Consider the following 15,895-nt stretch of genomic DNA (forward strand, 5'->3'; position numbering starts at 1 on the left):
CGCGCAGCCATATCCGAGAGGAGCACCAGAGCCGCGATGAACACCACCACGCACCTCAGACGCAGGAGCCGCTTCCGCAGGCTCGCGGCGCTGCTGCCGGCGCTCGCCGTGGGCGTCGCACTCAGCGTCGCGCTGCCGGCCACGCCGGCCGCGGCGGCCCGCGTCGACAACCCGTACGTGGGCGCCACGCCCTACATCAACCCCGACTGGTCCGCCAAAGCGAAAGCCGAGCCGGGCGGCTCCGCCATCGCCGACGAGCCCAGCTTCGTGTGGATGGACCGCATCGCCGCGATCAACGGCACCCCGGGCGCCCGCGGCCTGCGCGCCCACCTCGACACCGCGCTCACGCAGGGCGCCACTCTCTTCCAAGTCGTCATCTACGACCTGCCCGGCCGCGACTGCGCGGCACTCGCCTCCAACGGCGAGCTCAAGGCCGAGGAGCTCGGCCGGTACAAGTCGGAGTACATCGACCCGATCGCGGCCATACTCGCCGACCCGAAGTACGCCTCGCTGCGCATCGCCACGCTCATCGAACCGGACTCGCTGCCCAACATGGTCACCAACGCGGGCAGTGCTGCCGGCGCCACGGAAGCCTGCCGGCGTGTGAAGGAGCTGGGGTCGTACGAGCGCGGCGTGGGTTACGCGCTGAACAAGCTCGGCGACATCCCCAACGTCTACAACTACATCGACGCGGGACACCACGGCTGGCTCGGCTGGGACTCCAACTTCGACCCGGCGGTGGACCAGTTCAAGAAGGCCGCGACCACCGAGGGCGCGACGGTCGACGACGTCACGGGGTTCATCGTCAACACCGCCAACTACTCGGCGCTGGAGGAGCCGAACTTCAAGGTCACCGACGCGGTGAACGGCACCACGGTGCGCCAGTCCAAGTGGGTCGACTGGAACTACTACGTCGACGAGCTGTCCTTCGCCCAGGCGCTGCGCGACCGCCTGGTCAGCCGGGGCGGCTTCAACTCCGGCATCGGCATGCTCATCGACACCGCCCGCAACGGCTGGGGTGGTACGGCCCGGCCCACCGGCCCCGGCCCGCAGACCTCCGTCGACGCCTACGTCGACGCAGGCAGGGTGGACCGTCGTATCCACACCGGGAATTGGTGCAACCAGCAGGGCGCCGGCGTCGGCGAGCGTCCGCAGACCGCGCCCGAGCCCGGCATCGACGCGTACGTGTGGGCCAAGCCCCCGGGCGAGTCGGACGGCAACAGCCAGCCCATCGACAACGACGAGGGCAAGGGCTTCGACCGGATGTGTGATCCGACATACGAAGGCAACGCCCGCAACGGCAACAACCCGACCGGCGCCATGACGGACGCCCCGCTGGCCGGTCATTGGTTCTCCGCCCAGTTCCGGATGCTGCTGGCCAACGCCTATCCGCCGCTGGACGGCGGGGGCGACCCGGGCACCGACACCCAGGCGCCGAGCGTCCCGACCGGGCTGGCGACGACGGGCGCCACATCGTCGTCCGTGTCGCTGTCCTGGACCGCTTCGACGGACAACGTGGGCGTCACGGCGTACGACGTGTACCGCAACGGAACCCTCGTCGGCTCCACCGGCGGCACGACCTACACCGACAGCGGGCTGAGCGCCACCACCACCTACCAGTACAAGGTCCGGGCACGGGACGCCGCCAGGAACGCCTCGGCCCAATCCGCCCAAGTAGCCGGCACGACGACATCGGGCGGCGGAACCGGCACCGGCAACCTGAAGGTGCAGTTCAAGACCAGCGACACCAGCCCGGCGGACAACGCCATCCGAATGAGCCTGCAGCTGATCAACACCGGCTCCAGCTCGCAGAGCCTCCAGAACGTCGAGGTCCGCTACTGGTTCGACGACTCCGCCTCCTCGTACACCACGTGGTGCGACTGGGCGCAGATGGGCTGCGCCAACCTCACCCACTCGGTGTCGACGAACGGCACGACGACCGGAGCCAACCGCTATCTGAAGGTCAACCTCACCGGTGGCACGCTCGCCGCGGGCGCCTCGAGCGGAGACATCCAGCTGCGCCTGCACCGCAGTGACTGGTCGAACCTCAACGAGGCGGACGACTACAGCCACGGGACCGCGAGCTCGTACACGGACGCGCCGAAGATCGGCGTGTACTCCGGCGGCGTTCTGCTGTGGGGCACCGCTCCGTAACCCGCAAGTCCTGACTCAGGTACGGCGCGACGCGCCCCCGGTGGTTCACCCCCGGGGGCGCGTGACTTGCCTGCGCATCAACTCACCGAAAGCTGCGGCGATACGTATCGAAGGTGCGGGCACGTCCCCCTGTGCCGCTCGTCGATGGCCCGCGGCCGGGAACCGATCGGGCGCTGCCCGTCGTGTCCGCCGTTCTCGTGGGCTGCCCAGCCCCGCAGGCACAAGAAGCCCAGGTCACGCCCGCCGAGCGATGAGTTTCCGGGATGCGGGGAGTCCTAGGGCGTGGATGCTGGGGTTGAGCGAAGGAGAAGTTCATGAAGGTCGATGTCTGGCCGATGGTGCATGCGGAGCGTGGCGCGCTGATCGAGGACCTCGCGCGCTTGACGGATGAGCAGTGGGAGCAGCCGTCGCTCTGCGAGGGCTGGACCGTGCACGACGTGGCCGCCCATCTGGTCGACACAGCTCGGACGACTCGCCTCGGCTTCGTGCTCGGCCTTGCCCGGGACCGGTTCGATTTCGACCGCCAGAACGCACGCGGCGTGGCACGCGAGCGGGGTGCCACCCCGCAGGAGACGTTGCGACGCCTGCGCGAGGTGGCATCGCGGACGTCGACCCCTCCGGCGCCGTTGGACAGCCGGTTCGTGGAGGAGGTCGTCCACGGCGAGGACATCCGTCGGCCGTTGGGACTCACGCGCTCCTACCCGCAGGAAGCTGTCGCCCGGGCCCTGCGTCTGCAGGCTCGTACTCCTGAGTCTTTCGGTGGTGCCAAGGAACTGACGGCCCGCGTACGGCTCACGGCGGTGGATGCCGATCTGTCCATCGGGACGGGGCCGGAAGTCAAGGGCCCCGCGCTGTCGTTGTTGCTGGCTGTCTCCGGGCGTCGGGTGGCGTTGGCGGATCTTGACGGGCCGGGCACCGCCGCGTTCGTGACACCGTCCAGCTGACCTTGAGTCAGGGCACAGAGAGATCGACCTTGCCCATGCAGGTGCCCGTATCCGGGAGTTGATGGGCTCGCAGGCGACGCTTGGGTCTGGTCAAGAGGTCACCTCAGTTGGAGGCCAAGAGGCGAACGGCGGCTAGCAAGTACCTGGTTGGGCATCTACGGGGGATGAATCTGCGCTTACTGGCCGCCCAGGCGCGGCATCCGGTCCGCTCAATCCGGAAGCGGCGGCGAGAGCGGCGGGAGCGCCGGAAGACGCTGACCGACCTGGAACGGCGGCGGGCCCGAGCCCGGACCGTGGCGGCCTGGCGACGCCGGGGGACGGGCGCCCTGGTGGTCCTGGGTGTGCTGGCGTTGGTGATCGGACTGCCGGTGCTGATCTGGAAGGGTCCGTTCATCTTCGACGGCAAGTACATGACGACCACACAGCTCAGGGCCGGGGCTGCAGCGCTGGCGACGGGCCTTCGGACATCGCTGGTGGCGTTGGTGGCTGCGGTCGGTGCCGGTATCGCGCTGCTCTATACGGTCCGCACCTACCGCCTCACGAGACGCGGTCAGATCACCGACCGGTTCACCAAGGCTCTCGAACGGCTCGGGTCGGATGAGACCTACGTTCGGATCGGCGGAATTCTGGCCTTGGAACAGATCGTGCAGGACGCCCCTGACCAGGCGGCCACCGACGCCGCGCGGGTCTTGGGCCACTTCATCCGTGACCGCGCCGCCGAAGCCCATCCCAAAGGAGGACAGCGGCCGGCGTCGCTACCCATGAAACCGGCCGCGGACGTGCAGGCGGCGCTCACGGCCCTGACCCGGTCCGAGTCCCGCACTCACGTCGATCCTCGTGAAGTACTCAATCTGAGGGGCGTGCACCTGGCTGGCGCGGACCTTCGCCTGGCAGACCTCACGGATGCCCGGCTGGAGGGGGCAACGCTGACCGGGGCCGACCTGGGAGGTGCCACGCTGACGAAGGCCGAGCTGACCGGGACCGCTTTGACGAATGCCGTCCTGCTGGCTGCGAACCTGACAGAGGCCGATCTGACGGAGGCGAACCTGACAGCGGCCAACCTGATGGCTGCGAACCTGACGGAGACGAACCTGACGGGGGCGAACCTGACGGCCGCCAACCTGATGGTTGCGAGGCTGCCGGGAGCGACCCTTCAGGGAGCAAAGATGACGCGCGCGTTCCTCGGCGGCGCAAAGTTGATGAAGGCCAACCTGACGAGGGCCAACCTGGCGGGGTCCGACATGACAGGGGCGGATCTGACGGATGCCCACCTGGTGCGCGTGACGCTCTCCCGGGCCAGCCTCGATCGAGTAACGCTGACACGAACGGTCTTGCACGAAACCGATCTCACGTCGGTGAAATCCCTGGAACCGAAGCAGGTATCAGATGCGGTGGTGGGGGAGACGGTACTGCTGCCGGCGCGCTTCTATCCTTCGGTCGAGCCAGTCCAGGGGTGGGTGAGAGTACGGCAAGCGCTCAGAGCAGTACGAACCCGCGCGTGAACATGGCCGATATCCCCAGGCCCTGAGGCCGGGGCCGCCCCTCGAAGACCCGTTGCGCACAGCCGAGTTCACCGGCCGTCGCGGCGGGTGGTGACCAGCCTCGCCACCGCCGCCGGGTGACGGCCTGGCGGAAGCCGGTCGCCGCGGAGCCCTGTTGGCGCAGCGCCGTGACGTCCGCGGTGGTCGACCCAACGCCGCCGCGGTTGGGATCGCCCGGCATCAGCGGCTCGATCCGGTCTCACATCGCATCGGTGATCACTAACCGGACAGACACACCCGGTCAACGGGCCAACCCGGCCAAGAAGCACGCGCTAGACGGCTCCATGCCGATGGGCTGTGGGAGTGGTGCCGCGGAGGCGTTTGAAGGCGACGCTGAGGGCGAAGGCGTTGGCGTAGCCGACGCGTCGGGCGATCGTCTCGAGGGTGTCGGCGGTGTCGTCGAGCTGGTCGGCGGCCAAGGTGATCCGCCAACCGGTGAGGTAGCTCATCGGGGGTTCGCCCACGATGCCCGTGAACTTCCGGGACAGGGTGGCCCGTGATACACCGGCCGCTTCGGCCAGCGTCCGGACCGACCATGGATGGGCAGGGTCGTCGTGGATGAGCCGCAGCGCGTGTCCCACGACGGGATCGTGCTGGGCGCGGTACCAGCCGGGGGCACGCGTCTGCAGGTGGTCGAACCAGGCGCGCAGGGTGGTGATCAGAGCGAGGTCGAGCCACCGGTCGAGGATCGACTGCTGGCCCAGCTGATCGCGGCGGATCTCCTCGAGCGCCAGGTCCATGACCGGCCCGACATCGCGAGCCGGCACCACGACAGTGGGCGGCAGAGCGCTGAGCAGCCGGCGGCCGACGTCGCCGACGCGCTGGTAGGTACCGCTGACCACCCAGACCTCGCCGTCAGGGCGCCGACCGAACGTGCGCATCCCGAGTCGGGCACTGTAGTCGACCGGTGCCCCTGGCAATGGCTCGCACCGCCCGCCGGGATGGATCCGCAGCCTCGGCGGGGTGTCGGGGCAGTCGGCCACCACGTACGGCTCGGTTCCGGAAAGCACCGCGACGTCGCGCTCACCGATCCTGACCGGCTCCTCACCGGCACGCAGCACCCACCCTGAACCGGACAGCATGCTGGCCAGCGCGAGCGGAGCCCGGTCGACGATGTCCAACCCCCACGGCCGGTCGAGGATGGTCAGATTGAACACGCCACCTCGGGCACGCGTGCCGGAGAGCAGGTCGTCGAGCACGTCCATGCACCCGACGGTACGCCCGGGCTGAGACACACGAACATGATGCTGCGGCGTACAGGCATGTCCTGTCCCGCGGTCTCTTGGTCAACTGGAGGCATGACGAGTTCACCGATCCCCGGCTCCATCGCCCCGGTCACAAGGTCGGCCTTGCTGATGCTCTACGCCGCCCTTGTCACCATCGGGCTGATGGCGGGCATGTACTGGGACTGGGATGTCGCCGTCATGCCCGGCCTCACGCGGCTGGACGACGCCACGTTCGTGGAGACGATGCAGCACCTGATCGTGGCCATCGAGAACCCCGCGTTCTTCCTGGTCGCCTTCGGCGCCTTCGCCTCCATCGCGGTCGCGGCCCTCTTGCAGCGTCGTGGACAGCGACCGGCGGCCCGGTGGACCGCCGCGGCGCTCGCCCTCTACGTTGTCGGTGTCCTCGTCACTGTGGCGGTACACATGCCGATCAACTACGCCTTGGTCGACGCGGGCGACCCCAGCGCCATCTCCGATCTGGCCGCGGCGCGTGAAGACTTCGGGGTGCCGTGGCGGCTCGCCAATGTGGTCCGTACCGTGTCCTGCGTCCTCGCGTTGGTCTGCGTGGGCCGGGCGTTGTCGTTGGAAGGCGGGGAACAGGTGAAGCGGCCTTGACCGGCATCGCAAAGTGAGTCCCGAATCCCAAGACCCTGTGGGCGCAATGGGGTTACTGGCGGCCAACCGCGCCTTCCGGTCGCTGTGCGTGGCCCGCTTCCTGTCCAGCGGGGGTGACGCGCTCAGCCTGGTTGCCCTCATGGTGCACGTCGCCGACACGACCGGTCAGGCGCTGGCCGTATCGGTGCTGCTGCTGGTGGGTGACTTCGCACCGTCCCTCTTCGGGCCACTGTCCGGGGCGATCAGCGATCGCTTCGACCTGCGCCGGGTCATGGTCGGGTGTGAGCTGGTCCAGGCTGTACTGCTGGTGGCCATCGCCGTCTCGCTCGATCATCTGGTCCTGGTGCTCGTCCTGGTCGGCCTGCGCGCGCTGGCGGGCCAGGTCTTCCTCCCGGCCTCCCGCGCCGCCGTGCCCGCCCTGGTCGCCGACCGCGATCTGCCGGTCGCGAATTCCGCACTGGGCTTCGGCACCAACGGGGCCGAGGCGGTCGGCCCTTTGCTGGCCGCCGCCCTCCTACCGATGGTGGGCGTACGAGGGGCGCTGCTCGTCGACGCCGCGACCTTCGCCGTCTCCGCGCTGCTGCTCGTCACGCTCCGTCCGATCCCACCCGCACCGGCGGCGCCCGCGCTGCTGGCCGGCGCGCGCGAGGGCCTGCGTTTCATCCGGTCGACTCCGGCGGTACGGGTGATCGGGCTCGGCTTCTGCGCTGTTGTCGCTTGCAACGGCATCGACGACGTGGCGCTGGTGGTGCTCGCCAAGGACACGTTCGAGTCCGGCGACGCGGCCGTGGGCGTACTGCTCGCCGGCGCAGGCATCGGCCTGCTCGCCGGGTACGCACTGCTCTCCCGCCACTCCGGCCGGCTCGGCATGGCCGGGCTGCTCGTCGCCGGGTTCGCGATCAGCAGCGTCGGCAATCTGCTCACCGGGCTGACCTGGGCGGTCGCGGCGGCCTTCACACTGCAGACTGTGCGCGGCCTGGGCATCGCCGCGATGGACGTGGCCACCAACACCCTCATCCAGCGGCACGTCCCGACCGGCCTGCTCGGCCGCGTGTTCGGCACTTTGTACGGCGGCATCGGCGCAGCAGCCGCGCTGTCGTACGTGGCAGGCGGCGTCCTCCTGGACGCCACCTCGGCCCCGGCGACCTTCCTGATCGCCGGCGCGGCCGGCACCCTCGCCACGCTCATGGTCGCACTCCGCCTGCCGCGGGCCCTCCGCGCACACGATGACCATGACTAGCCCTCGCGTCCGGCCATTCGCGCCATGTTTCAGAGGCGCAGATCGGCGTACGTGTGAACATCCTCGCGGTGGCTTTGCGGCGAAGTGGGGTCGAGCGGCCGGGGCTGATGGCCTGGGGTGTGCTGGTGTGGCGTGTACTGCGTGGTGGCGTCCGCCTGTTGTGCGGGGTGTGCGTCTCCGTGGAGAAAGCGCCCGTTCTTCCGTGGAGGTGGATAGACCGTCGCGTGAATTGCCCTCCGGTCCAGGATGGACCACGAGAGCCTGCCCATGCCCTCCGCGGCCGCGTGATCCCGCACCTCGAGGAGCGCCTCACCAGTGGCTGGTGACACACGAGCGCAGAGCCCCGGAGACGTTCCCAGGTCCGGGGCTCTGCGCTGGTGTGTGGCGCGTGTCAGAGGTAGGCGCAGGTACCGCCGCTTCCCGTGGTGTTCTTGAAATACCACCCTATGTTGGTGCGGGTCTGTTCGCCGTAGCCGCCGTCTGTGCCGATCTTCTCTTGGCCCTGCGCGTAGATGAGCGCGGTCCTGGTGTTGTCGCCGAAGACTCCGTCTTCGGTGAGGCTCCGGCCGTAGCACTTGTTGAGCGTGGTCTGCAGAGCCTTGACGGCGGAGCTGTTCGCGCCCTTGTACATCTGGCAGTTGATGTTGCCGTTGTACGCAGGAAGCCTGGCGACGAGGTTGCCGGCCCCGGACATGGCCTTGCTCGCCTGGTTGTTGCAGTATCCCGCGTAGGCGGCGGAGGCGGGCGTCGCTGTGGCCAGGCCGAGCCCGGCGCCCGACAGCGCGACGGCTGCGGCGGAGATTCCCACCCTGGTGCGCAGCGTGCGGAGCTTGGACATGTTCCCCTTCTACGTTCGCCTGAGTCGGCTGTGCTGGTCTGCGCCGTCAGGTGTTGCCGCTTGGCGCTCAGAAGCAGCTCCAACGCCCGTTGCCGCTGTACTGGTAGGCCCACTCGAGGTTGGTGCGGGTCTCCGTGCCGTAGCCACCGTCCGTGCCGATCTTCTCGACACCCTGCGCGTAGATGAGCGCGGTCCTGGTGTTGTTGCCGAAGACTCCGTCCTCGGTGAGGCTCCGGCCGTAGCACCTGTTAAGCGTGATCTGCAGAGCCTTGACGCCGTTGTGGCTCGCGCCCTTGTACATCTGGCAGTTGACGTTCCCGTTGTAAGCAGGAAGCTTCGCGTGGAACCCGGAGTTGGAGATCTCATCGTCCACCCACCCGTTGCAGTAGCCCGCGTAGGCGGCAGACGCGGGCGCCGCGGTGGCCAGGCCGAGCCCGGCGCCGGAGAGCGCGACGGCTGCGACGGAGATTCCCACCCTGGTGCGCAGCGCGCGGAGCTTCATCATGCTTCCCCCTGAAAAATGTGAAACAGGCGGCCCCTTGTGGAGCCTCATGACAGGTGAGCCTGGCGCGCGAACCATGTGGAGACCTTGCAGAAACCTGGAAGGCGCAGGCCACTGGTCATGATCTGTCAGCTGCGGCGCCCAGATCGCGGTGTGCCGGGTGTCTCAACGCCGTTGCCATGACCATGGGACGACGCACCCAGCCCGAGCGAGACGAGACGACGTCGGACACGATGCGCCTGCGTCGGTCCTGGCGGCTGAGGTGCAGGTGGAGGACCGGCTGAGAAGGGTGTGGTGGATGCGGTCCATGCGACCTTGGGCAACGAGCCGTTAGAGTTTTGGGAACCCAACACGGCCCGGAAGCACGTCGTTCGCGTGCCAGGGGCGCGTAGGCCGCGGCCGGGCTCACGGTCTCCAGCGCGAGCGCTCATCGGCGTACGCACGGGCCGCGGACCGCAGGACGCCGAGGCCTTGCTCGGGGCGCAGTTCCGTCAGGGAAGGCACTCGGTACCGAGCGAGGCCGCTGGACCTGCCTGCACGGTCGCGGAACGCCTCGTCAATGGCTGGGGAGGCACGGACAGAGCCCCGGAGACGGTTCACAGTTCCGGGGCCCTGCGCTCGTGTGTGGCGCGTGTCGGACGGCCCTCTGCGGTGCGCATCCGCTACCGGGCCGGGTCCGGTCCCCACTGTGTGGGGTGGGTTGGGTTGGTCAGTTGTAGTCGTAAACGACGCAGTCGTTGAACATGCTGTTCTTCTCGAACCGTGCGGCTTGGATTGCGATGCCAGTCACTCGGCCGTTGTAGGCGACTGTGTCGTAGGCGTCCTGCCAGTCGCCTTTGCCGCCGGTGGCTTTGACCCAGTCTCCGTAGTAGTGGCCGGCGGTGGTGGCAACGACGAACCGAGCCCGGGCGTGATGGCCGTCGCCGAGCGTGTCCTTGACGTTGGTGTGGCCGGTGACGTACCCGGAGTAGATCTCCGCCACCATCCACCCCTGGGCGCCCGTGGTCGAGCAACGCGCATCGCGTACCGCCACTGCCGCGTGCGCCGGACCTGTGTGCAGCAGAACCGCCACGATGCCCGTCGCGGCTGCCAGCACCGCGGTCTGTTTGCCTCGTATCCCCATGCGATCTCCCCCTGAAAGTCGGCCGAATCCGAGCAGGAACAGCGGGCAGCCTAGGGGACCGAGGCCGGGCAGGGAGCACTTTGCATCTGGATGCAAACAGTGCCCCTCACCCGCGGCTGAGGCCCGGGCCCAGTCAGCGGCCGGGTCGGGCACTTCTGAGGCGGAACAGTCCTCGGCTGCCTTGCGGCGTGACGTCTTCCCTGTTGAGCGTGTGGTGCGTTGGCATGTGGTTGTCGTGAGGGTCGGGGATGATGAGGGATGCCGTATAGCTGATCTGCGGAGGAGTGTTGATGGCGGGCCGTATTCACCAGCCGATGGAGGGCGCGGAGTTTGATTTCATCCTCGCTAAGTCGACAGGGCCGGTGCTTGCCTTTTTCTGCGGGGCCTGGCCCAAGGCTGTGGAGGTATGCCGGCAGATGGACTGCCTTGTTCGTGAGCTGGTTGAGGAGTACGGGGATCGTCTGACGGCCGTGAAGGTCGATATGACGCGCTGTCCGGAGCCGACGCGGCGTTTCCATGTCACCTCCGCGCCGACATTCCTCCTGATCAAGCAGAAGGAAAGGGTGGCCGTATGGCAGGGGCCGCTGGCCTTGGAGGGGCTCAGGGAGTTCGTGGCCCCGCACGCGTGAGGAGGTGAGGTATCCGGGTCCCGGCCGGGTGGACGAGGCGCACCGCAGGCAGCTGGGACGGTCCTGCCGCACCAGCTCGTCCAGCAGACCACCCAGCGCCTGGGTGCTTCGCCTTGACCGAACACCCCAGCGCCCTCCAGCCAGTCGGCCACGAGACCCGCACCGCGGGGTTCGGCTCACACCAGCGCCCATTCGGCGTTCAACGAGGCATAGACGCGGTTCCTGCTGGCCACGACACGGCTCCCTTTAGATTTCCGTGTCGTGGACTCTCCTCACACCCCCTGACCTAATTCCTGACCCAAGCCCTCATTTGCGCAGCGTCGCGCCGTGTGGCACTTGCTCGTGATCACCGCCGCCGCGTACGGCGCGATAGCACTGCCAGTGCTCCTACCGCCATCGTGCTGCCCTGGTGGTGGAGGTTTCCCACAATTGCCCCGGGGCCAGGCCGGCTGCGTCGGCATCTGTAGAGGCGAGGGTCGCAAGGAGGCGTGGTACGTCTTCGCCTGGGCCGTAGAAGTGCGGGAACTGCTGCCGGGGGATTGCGTCGTACGTGAATCCGTCTTTGGCCTTCTGCGGAACCGCGCTCGTGATCGTGCGTATGTCGTCGTCCGTGCCTGCCCATGGCTCGGGCCAGCTGGCCCAGCGGCCATCGTCCATGGCGAGCGCCCTCCTCGACGCTGGCCGAATCGGCTGGCAGGGGCCCGTAGTGGCGCAGGTAGTCACGTAACTGTGGCTCGGCACTGGGAAGTTCATTGTTCTGGAGGGCGAGCCAGAGGCGGTTCTCGATCCAGAATCGTGCGGCGAACTCCTCGAAGGAGGGTGCGCTCCAGGTGATAGCGGCTGTCTGCTCCTCCAGGTCATCGAGGTCGGTATCTGTCCAGTCCCCGTCGCGCTGCGCCTCGTACATGTACTCGTAGTCGAGGTAGGAGTCCACCACGAACGTCTCACCTGTGGGGCGGAGGTAGAGGTACCACAGGACACAGTCCTGTTGATCGCGCAGAAAGCGGACCAGAAAGGCGCCGGGTTCGACGGGGCTGGGCAGAGGTTCTGAGATGTCGGTCCAGCAGCCGGTCACCGAGACCTCGTCCAGCGTGAGGGCCAACTTCGAGTCCGCGTGGTAGGTGACGAAGTCCCGTGGCAGCGTCACGCCCTTCGCGGTCAGGTCTTCAGCCAGGCGGCTGAGTGCCGTGACCTGTTCGGGAATGGGTTCACCAGTGCCACCGAGCCATTGGAAGGCGCCCGTGAACTGAGCTGCCTCGAGCGGTGGGAGGCTTTCGTACCGGTAGCGCTCGTAGGTAGCGGCGCAGTCGCGGTACGCACCCAGGTCGGTAGCGCACCACGAAGCCTCGAAGCGGACCGAAGGCGGACCGGACCTTGATCGCTCGCCGCGCATGTGTCCCCCAAGAAGACTTGATCAGTGTTGCTGACCGCAGCATCGCACCATGCACTGACAGCAGTGCCGGCATACGAGTGCGAGAGCGGCAGGGCACAGTCGCAGCGATCGCCTTCCCCGGTCCCGTCAAGGAGTTGATCGGCGGGCAGTGCTGACAGTTGCGAGCATCGCCCTGCGGTTCAGGCATCCGCACGAGGATCCAGCCCCCAGGCCTTGGCTGAAGCGCGCCTGCTCGCAGTCGTCTACTGGATCGACCGGCCCCACGAGCATCTGTACGTCCTCGACATCGTCCACAGCGGCGGACCCTCCTGGGCAGCGCCATGGCGGGGGTGCTGCCCAGGAGAGTTACTTGGTTCTTCTCGCGTGCGTGGTTACCAGTTCTTCCACCAGTACAGGGAGTTCATCGCGGCACGGACCGGCGCCGCGCCTTCCTTCTTCTCCTGCGCGAGCTCGGGCGGATTCTCGTAGATCATCGCGTACGTGCCTGTGGTGATGTCGTTGAGCGCCCCGTGACTCCATCCGGCGTTGTTTCCCGTGTACCAGACCCGGTGGCCCGCGCGCATACGCAGTGCGGACATGCCCACGACCCCGTCGTCCTTCGCGCCGATGAGGGTCCAGTCGGTGCCCTGGGCCGACTGCGGATTCTCATCCGTCCAGTCCAGGAACCCGGAACCGGGCCGCATCTCCTTGCACTGGCGCGACAGTTGGGCCGCCAGGCAGAAGTAGCCGAGCGCCATGCCGTCGTGCGGGGCGCCCAGCGTCGCCACGTCCTCGACGTAGATGTACGGCGGCCAGCCGGGCAGTTGCTTCTGTACTCCGGTCAGCGCCGCGCGGGCGATGAGTCCGCCCATCGAATGGCCGATGAGGTCGACTGACTTCCCTTGCGTCGAGTAGCGGCGGTGGATGTCCCAGGCGAGGCGTCGGCCCAGCTCGCGGATGGATGTCGCGGTGGAGCCTCGGGCGATACGGATGCTGCAGTTTCTGTCGTTGGCGTAGAAGGCCACGGTATGCCGTGGGCCTCGCCACCCCTCGTCCTTGAAGAACTTGAGTGCCGGGCCCCAGTAGTTGCCGCAGTTGACTCCCGGCGGGTCGCCCTTCGAGTATCCCTTGAGGAAGTACACGGGTTCATCGATCGAGTCGTCCCGGACGGGAGGTGCCGCCATCTGCGGTGCTGCCGGTTCCGCCGCCGCTTGAACCGGCGCCAGACCTGCGGTGAACAGACCGGCCAGGGCCGCGCCGACGATCAGCCATCTCTTGATCACGTATCCCCCTTGTCATGGGCATGGGGGGGCACCCTTGCTCATATGCCGACCGCACCTCTTGGAGAAAGACGCACCGGGGTCCGTCATGGCTGGATCACGCTGGCGAGTGCCCGAGAAACCGTCGATCCGCAGGTGGCCGGGGGCTCCGCCCGCAGGGGTGAGCGCTGAGTGTGTGAGTGTCAGACGGTCGGCGAGACGGAGAAGCTGTAGGACATCAACCCAGCGCCGTCGTCCTTCCAGCCGATCTGCAGGACGCTGCCCCCGCGGTACCGGTAGCCGGCCGCGGGCCAGTACTGCGTGGTTGGGCTCGTGTAGATCGCGTTGCCGTAGCCGTTGAGGCTGTTCATCTTGCCTGCCAGGCCGCTCCCGTACGCGGACTTCACCACGGCCCCAGACCCGGACTTCTTGACCTGAGCCAGCCCGCGGGTGTCGTAGTTGACGACCTAGTAGCCGGAGAAGCCAGGCGGACCGTCGATGTCCACGGTGAACTTGGAGTAGACGTAGCCCCCCTCCCGCTTGGCGCAGGTCGCCACCTTGAAGTCGAAGTCGTCCGATAGGGCGGTGCTTCCGGGGTGGTCGATGGTCTTGCTCGACGTCGTGCAGCGGTAGCTGGCGGCCGACGCAGAGCCGGCACCGAGGACCGTGACACCCGTGACCAGCGCCGCCAAAACAGCACCGCTCGTCATGCGGATATTCATGATCAGCACAACGGGCTGCATATCGTCCGGCGTCACGGCCCGCTCGCCGACTCCACCCCGTCGAGCGACGACACCGGATAAGTGCACCCACAGCCGGCGGCGAGCATCAGTACCTCGGGGGAAGGCGATCTGCACGCCGGTACCGGTGGCGGGCTTCGGCATGGGTCGGTCCTTCCATTGTTGGGCAGGGCCACGCGCAGTGTCCGGGAGACCCGCAGTCTCATCCTCAGCGGAGGACGATGCCGAGGTTCTTGCTCGAGGAGAACGCGGAGACCTGCGAACCCTGTTCGGCGAGGCAACGATCGATGCCGAGCGTTGGTCTGGCGAGGTTGCCACCCCCTTCGGAGACTCATGGACGGTGACCGAAGGCGACGTCCTCGCCGACCCGGAGTCCGTGCGCAGGCGGGCCCCGGGCGGGCATGCCTCCGGGCCCCCCCCCCAGTTTCTCCCCCTGGGGTTCTGGGGCGGGGGGGGCCCGGGGCGCTGCCCGCCATGGGGCATGGGGTGCCTAGTGGAGTGAGCCGAGGGACCACTCAGCAGTACTACCGGGTCACCGAGACCCGCAAGCGCGAGGCCGTCGAGCGGGTCACCGCGATGCAGTTCGATCGGAACGGCAACCGTGTCTGGCGCAAGGCACAAGCCCTGCTCGACTCTGAGCACGCCCGCCGGGCCGTCGGCGAGGTCCAGGTCTCCTACGGACTCTGCACCTAGCCCACCAACGTCCAGGCCGGCGGGCACGACTGCCCCGTCCGCTTTCGCTGCGTCGGCTGCGATCACTTCCGCACCGACGTCTCCTACCTCCCCGACCTGGAGGCATACCTCGCCGATCTCCTCCGCGGCCGCGAACGCCCCGCAGCCTTCGCCGCCGATTCATGGGCCGAGGCCGAGGCCATGCCCTCCGACGAGGAGATCACCCGGGTCCGCCGCCTGGTCAAACGCGTCCGCGAAGACCTCGAGGACCTCACCGAGGAGGACCGTATCCAGATCAAGGAAGCCGTCGCCACGGTCCGCCGCACCCGCCGTGTCGTCTCACTCGGCCTGCCCCGCATCAGGCCGCCCCAGGACCTCCGCCCGAAAGGCCCGCAGGATGACCAACCCCATGATCGAGGGCAAGCGCGCCGACTCGGCCCGCCGCCGCGAACGCGTCCTGAAAGCCATCGACGCCGCCGCCAAGAACGGTGGGGACATCACCGTCTCCGGCCTCGCCAGAGCCGCCCGGGTTGACCGCACCTTCCTCTATCGCCACCCCGACCTGCTCGAACGCGTCCATGCCGCCGCCAACACCCCTGTTGAGGAGGGCCGAACAGCAGCGGTCAGTCGGACTTCGCTGCAAACCGACCTCACAAACGCACTCGAACGCAACAAGCGTTTCGCGGCACGGGTCCGCCAGCTGGAGAGCCGCCTGTCTTCCCAGCTCGGCGATGCCATCTGGGCCGAATCCGGTCTTGGCGCACCCGTCGACATCGACCACCTCCAGCGTCGCATCGCTCTCCTCGAGCAGGAAGTCGCCGCCAAGCAAGGCGAACTCGACGAGCGGACCGAGGAGCTGGAAGCTGCTCGAGCGGCCAATCGGGAGTTGACCCGGGCCCTGAACCACCGGCCTTGATCACGACTGGCCACGGTCCGTTCTGATCGCTCAGGTCACCCACGCCGGCTCCTGGCGGGGGGAGGGCCCGCCGGACCCGGCCCCCGGCAGGCCCCACGGGGGGGGGGGGCGGGCGGGGGGGGGG

Annotated in this window: 17 protein-coding genes; 8 read left to right on the top strand and 9 right to left on the bottom strand. The window is 68.1% G+C overall.

What is annotated here, in order from left to right:
• Positions 1-36 precede the first annotated feature (36 nt).
• From JAO81_RS33190 to JAO81_RS43500, 3 genes are all read left to right on the top strand, one after another.
• On the top strand, positions 37-2,154 hold the full coding sequence (locus JAO81_RS33190) for a glycoside hydrolase family 6 protein (protein WP_199551683.1): 2,118 nt from the start codon (positions 37-39) through the stop codon (positions 2,152-2,154).
• Positions 2,155-2,468: 314 nt separating this feature from the next.
• On the top strand, positions 2,469-3,098 hold the full coding sequence (locus tag JAO81_RS33195; RefSeq protein WP_199551684.1) for a maleylpyruvate isomerase family mycothiol-dependent enzyme: 630 nt from the start codon (positions 2,469-2,471) through the stop codon (positions 3,096-3,098).
• Positions 3,099-3,262: 164 nt separating this feature from the next.
• Complete coding sequence (locus tag JAO81_RS43500; RefSeq protein WP_199551685.1) at positions 3,263-4,600, top strand: pentapeptide repeat-containing protein; 1,338 nt, start codon at positions 3,263-3,265, stop codon at positions 4,598-4,600.
• Here the strand turns inward: JAO81_RS43500 and JAO81_RS33205 are convergent.
• Both JAO81_RS33205 and JAO81_RS33210 read right to left on the bottom strand, forming a co-directional pair.
• Positions 4,575-4,820: a hypothetical protein gene (locus JAO81_RS33205; protein WP_199551686.1), complete on the bottom strand. Its 246-nt coding sequence runs from the start codon at positions 4,818-4,820 to the stop codon at positions 4,575-4,577. The genes JAO81_RS43500 and JAO81_RS33205 overlap by 26 nt on opposite strands.
• Before the next feature lie 91 nt (positions 4,821-4,911).
• The gene (locus JAO81_RS33210) at positions 4,912-5,844 is read right to left on the bottom strand and encodes an AraC family transcriptional regulator (RefSeq protein WP_199551687.1); all 933 of its coding nucleotides are present in this window, start codon (positions 5,842-5,844) and stop codon (positions 4,912-4,914) included.
• Positions 5,845-5,937: 93 nt separating this feature from the next.
• Between JAO81_RS33210 and JAO81_RS33215 the strand changes: the two genes are divergently transcribed.
• Complete coding sequence (locus JAO81_RS33215; protein WP_199551688.1) at positions 5,938-6,480, top strand: DUF1772 domain-containing protein; 543 nt, start codon at positions 5,938-5,940, stop codon at positions 6,478-6,480.
• 46 nt (positions 6,481-6,526) lie between these two features.
• Positions 6,527-7,720, top strand: coding sequence for an MFS transporter (locus tag JAO81_RS33220; RefSeq protein WP_199551689.1), 1,194 nt, complete (start codon positions 6,527-6,529; stop codon positions 7,718-7,720).
• Positions 7,721-8,111: 391 nt separating this feature from the next.
• On the opposite strand, the gene JAO81_RS33225 is transcribed toward JAO81_RS33220, so the two are convergent.
• From JAO81_RS33225 to JAO81_RS33235, 3 genes are all read right to left on the bottom strand, one after another.
• A complete protein-coding gene (locus JAO81_RS33225) occupies positions 8,112-8,558 on the bottom strand; it encodes a peptidoglycan-binding domain-containing protein (protein WP_199551690.1) in 447 nt (148 codons plus the stop codon).
• A gap of 67 nt (positions 8,559-8,625) precedes the next feature.
• A complete protein-coding gene (locus tag JAO81_RS33230; RefSeq protein ID WP_199551691.1) occupies positions 8,626-9,063 on the bottom strand; it encodes a peptidoglycan-binding domain-containing protein in 438 nt (145 codons plus the stop codon).
• A gap of 706 nt (positions 9,064-9,769) precedes the next feature.
• Positions 9,770-10,183 carry a hypothetical protein gene (locus JAO81_RS33235; protein WP_199551692.1) on the bottom strand — a complete coding sequence of 138 codons (414 nt, stop codon included), beginning with the start codon at positions 10,181-10,183 and terminating at the stop codon, positions 9,770-9,772.
• Between the two features lie 290 nt (positions 10,184-10,473).
• On the opposite strand from JAO81_RS33235, the gene JAO81_RS33240 reads away from it, so the two are divergent.
• Positions 10,474-10,812: a co-chaperone YbbN gene (locus JAO81_RS33240; RefSeq protein ID WP_199551693.1), complete on the top strand. Its 339-nt coding sequence runs from the start codon at positions 10,474-10,476 to the stop codon at positions 10,810-10,812.
• Between the two features lie 346 nt (positions 10,813-11,158).
• On the opposite strand, the gene JAO81_RS33245 is transcribed toward JAO81_RS33240, so the two are convergent.
• The 4 genes from JAO81_RS33245 to JAO81_RS33260 all read right to left on the bottom strand — a co-directional run bounded on the left by JAO81_RS33245 (position 11,159) and on the right by JAO81_RS33260 (position 14,327).
• Positions 11,159-12,205, bottom strand: a complete 1,047-nt coding sequence (locus JAO81_RS33245; RefSeq protein ID WP_199551694.1) for a hypothetical protein — start codon at positions 12,203-12,205, stop codon at positions 11,159-11,161.
• A gap of 371 nt (positions 12,206-12,576) precedes the next feature.
• Positions 12,577-13,467 carry a hypothetical protein gene (locus tag JAO81_RS33250; RefSeq protein WP_199551695.1) on the bottom strand — a complete coding sequence of 297 codons (891 nt, stop codon included), beginning with the start codon at positions 13,465-13,467 and terminating at the stop codon, positions 12,577-12,579.
• A 179-nt stretch (positions 13,468-13,646) separates the two neighbouring features.
• Positions 13,647-13,853, bottom strand: a complete 207-nt coding sequence (locus tag JAO81_RS33255) for a hypothetical protein (RefSeq protein WP_199551696.1) — start codon at positions 13,851-13,853, stop codon at positions 13,647-13,649.
• A gap of 57 nt (positions 13,854-13,910) precedes the next feature.
• Positions 13,911-14,327 (bottom strand): hypothetical protein, encoded by a 417-nt coding sequence (locus JAO81_RS33260; RefSeq protein WP_199551697.1) that lies wholly within the window; start codon positions 14,325-14,327, stop codon positions 13,911-13,913.
• A gap of 354 nt (positions 14,328-14,681) precedes the next feature.
• On the opposite strand from JAO81_RS33260, the gene JAO81_RS33265 reads away from it, so the two are divergent.
• Together JAO81_RS33265 and JAO81_RS33270 are read left to right on the top strand one after the other, a co-directional pair.
• A complete protein-coding gene (locus tag JAO81_RS33265; RefSeq protein ID WP_199551698.1) occupies positions 14,682-14,876 on the top strand; it encodes a hypothetical protein in 195 nt (64 codons plus the stop codon).
• Between the two features lie 388 nt (positions 14,877-15,264).
• The gene (locus tag JAO81_RS33270; RefSeq protein ID WP_233416276.1) at positions 15,265-15,771 is read left to right on the top strand and encodes a DUF6262 family protein; all 507 of its coding nucleotides are present in this window, start codon (positions 15,265-15,267) and stop codon (positions 15,769-15,771) included.
• Positions 15,772-15,895: the final 124 nt, after the last annotated feature.

Source organism: Streptomyces sp. N35 (assembly GCF_016464295.1).
Lineage (GTDB): Bacteria > Actinomycetota > Actinomycetes > Streptomycetales > Streptomycetaceae > Streptomyces.

What these genes read in the sequence shown, in the direction of transcription:
- JAO81_RS33260 (WP_199551697.1), bottom strand. Translation starts at nt 14,327, where the DNA reads ATGCCGAAGCCCGCCACCGGTACCGGCGTGCAGATCGCCTTCCCCCGA.
- JAO81_RS33205 (WP_199551686.1), bottom strand. Translation starts at nt 4,820, where the DNA reads ATGCCGGGCGATCCCAACCGCGGCGGCGTTGGGTCGACCACCGCGGAC.
- JAO81_RS33195 (WP_199551684.1), top strand. Translation starts at nt 2,469, where the DNA reads ATGAAGGTCGATGTCTGGCCGATGGTGCATGCGGAGCGTGGCGCGCTG.
- JAO81_RS33220 (WP_199551689.1), top strand. Translation starts at nt 6,527, where the DNA reads ATGGGGTTACTGGCGGCCAACCGCGCCTTCCGGTCGCTGTGCGTGGCC.
- JAO81_RS33235 (WP_199551692.1), bottom strand. Translation starts at nt 10,183, where the DNA reads ATGGGGATACGAGGCAAACAGACCGCGGTGCTGGCAGCCGCGACGGGC.
- JAO81_RS33225 (WP_199551690.1), bottom strand. Translation starts at nt 8,558, where the DNA reads ATGTCCAAGCTCCGCACGCTGCGCACCAGGGTGGGAATCTCCGCCGCA.
- JAO81_RS43500 (WP_199551685.1), top strand. Translation starts at nt 3,263, where the DNA reads ATGAATCTGCGCTTACTGGCCGCCCAGGCGCGGCATCCGGTCCGCTCA.
- JAO81_RS33210 (WP_199551687.1), bottom strand. Translation starts at nt 5,844, where the DNA reads ATGGACGTGCTCGACGACCTGCTCTCCGGCACGCGTGCCCGAGGTGGC.
- JAO81_RS33230 (WP_199551691.1), bottom strand. Translation starts at nt 9,063, where the DNA reads ATGATGAAGCTCCGCGCGCTGCGCACCAGGGTGGGAATCTCCGTCGCA.
- JAO81_RS33190 (WP_199551683.1), top strand. Translation starts at nt 37, where the DNA reads ATGAACACCACCACGCACCTCAGACGCAGGAGCCGCTTCCGCAGGCTC.
- JAO81_RS33270 (WP_233416276.1), top strand. Translation starts at nt 15,265, where the DNA reads ATGATCGAGGGCAAGCGCGCCGACTCGGCCCGCCGCCGCGAACGCGTC.
- JAO81_RS33215 (WP_199551688.1), top strand. Translation starts at nt 5,938, where the DNA reads ATGACGAGTTCACCGATCCCCGGCTCCATCGCCCCGGTCACAAGGTCG.
- JAO81_RS33240 (WP_199551693.1), top strand. Translation starts at nt 10,474, where the DNA reads ATGGCGGGCCGTATTCACCAGCCGATGGAGGGCGCGGAGTTTGATTTC.
- JAO81_RS33245 (WP_199551694.1), bottom strand. Translation starts at nt 12,205, where the DNA reads ATGCGCGGCGAGCGATCAAGGTCCGGTCCGCCTTCGGTCCGCTTCGAG.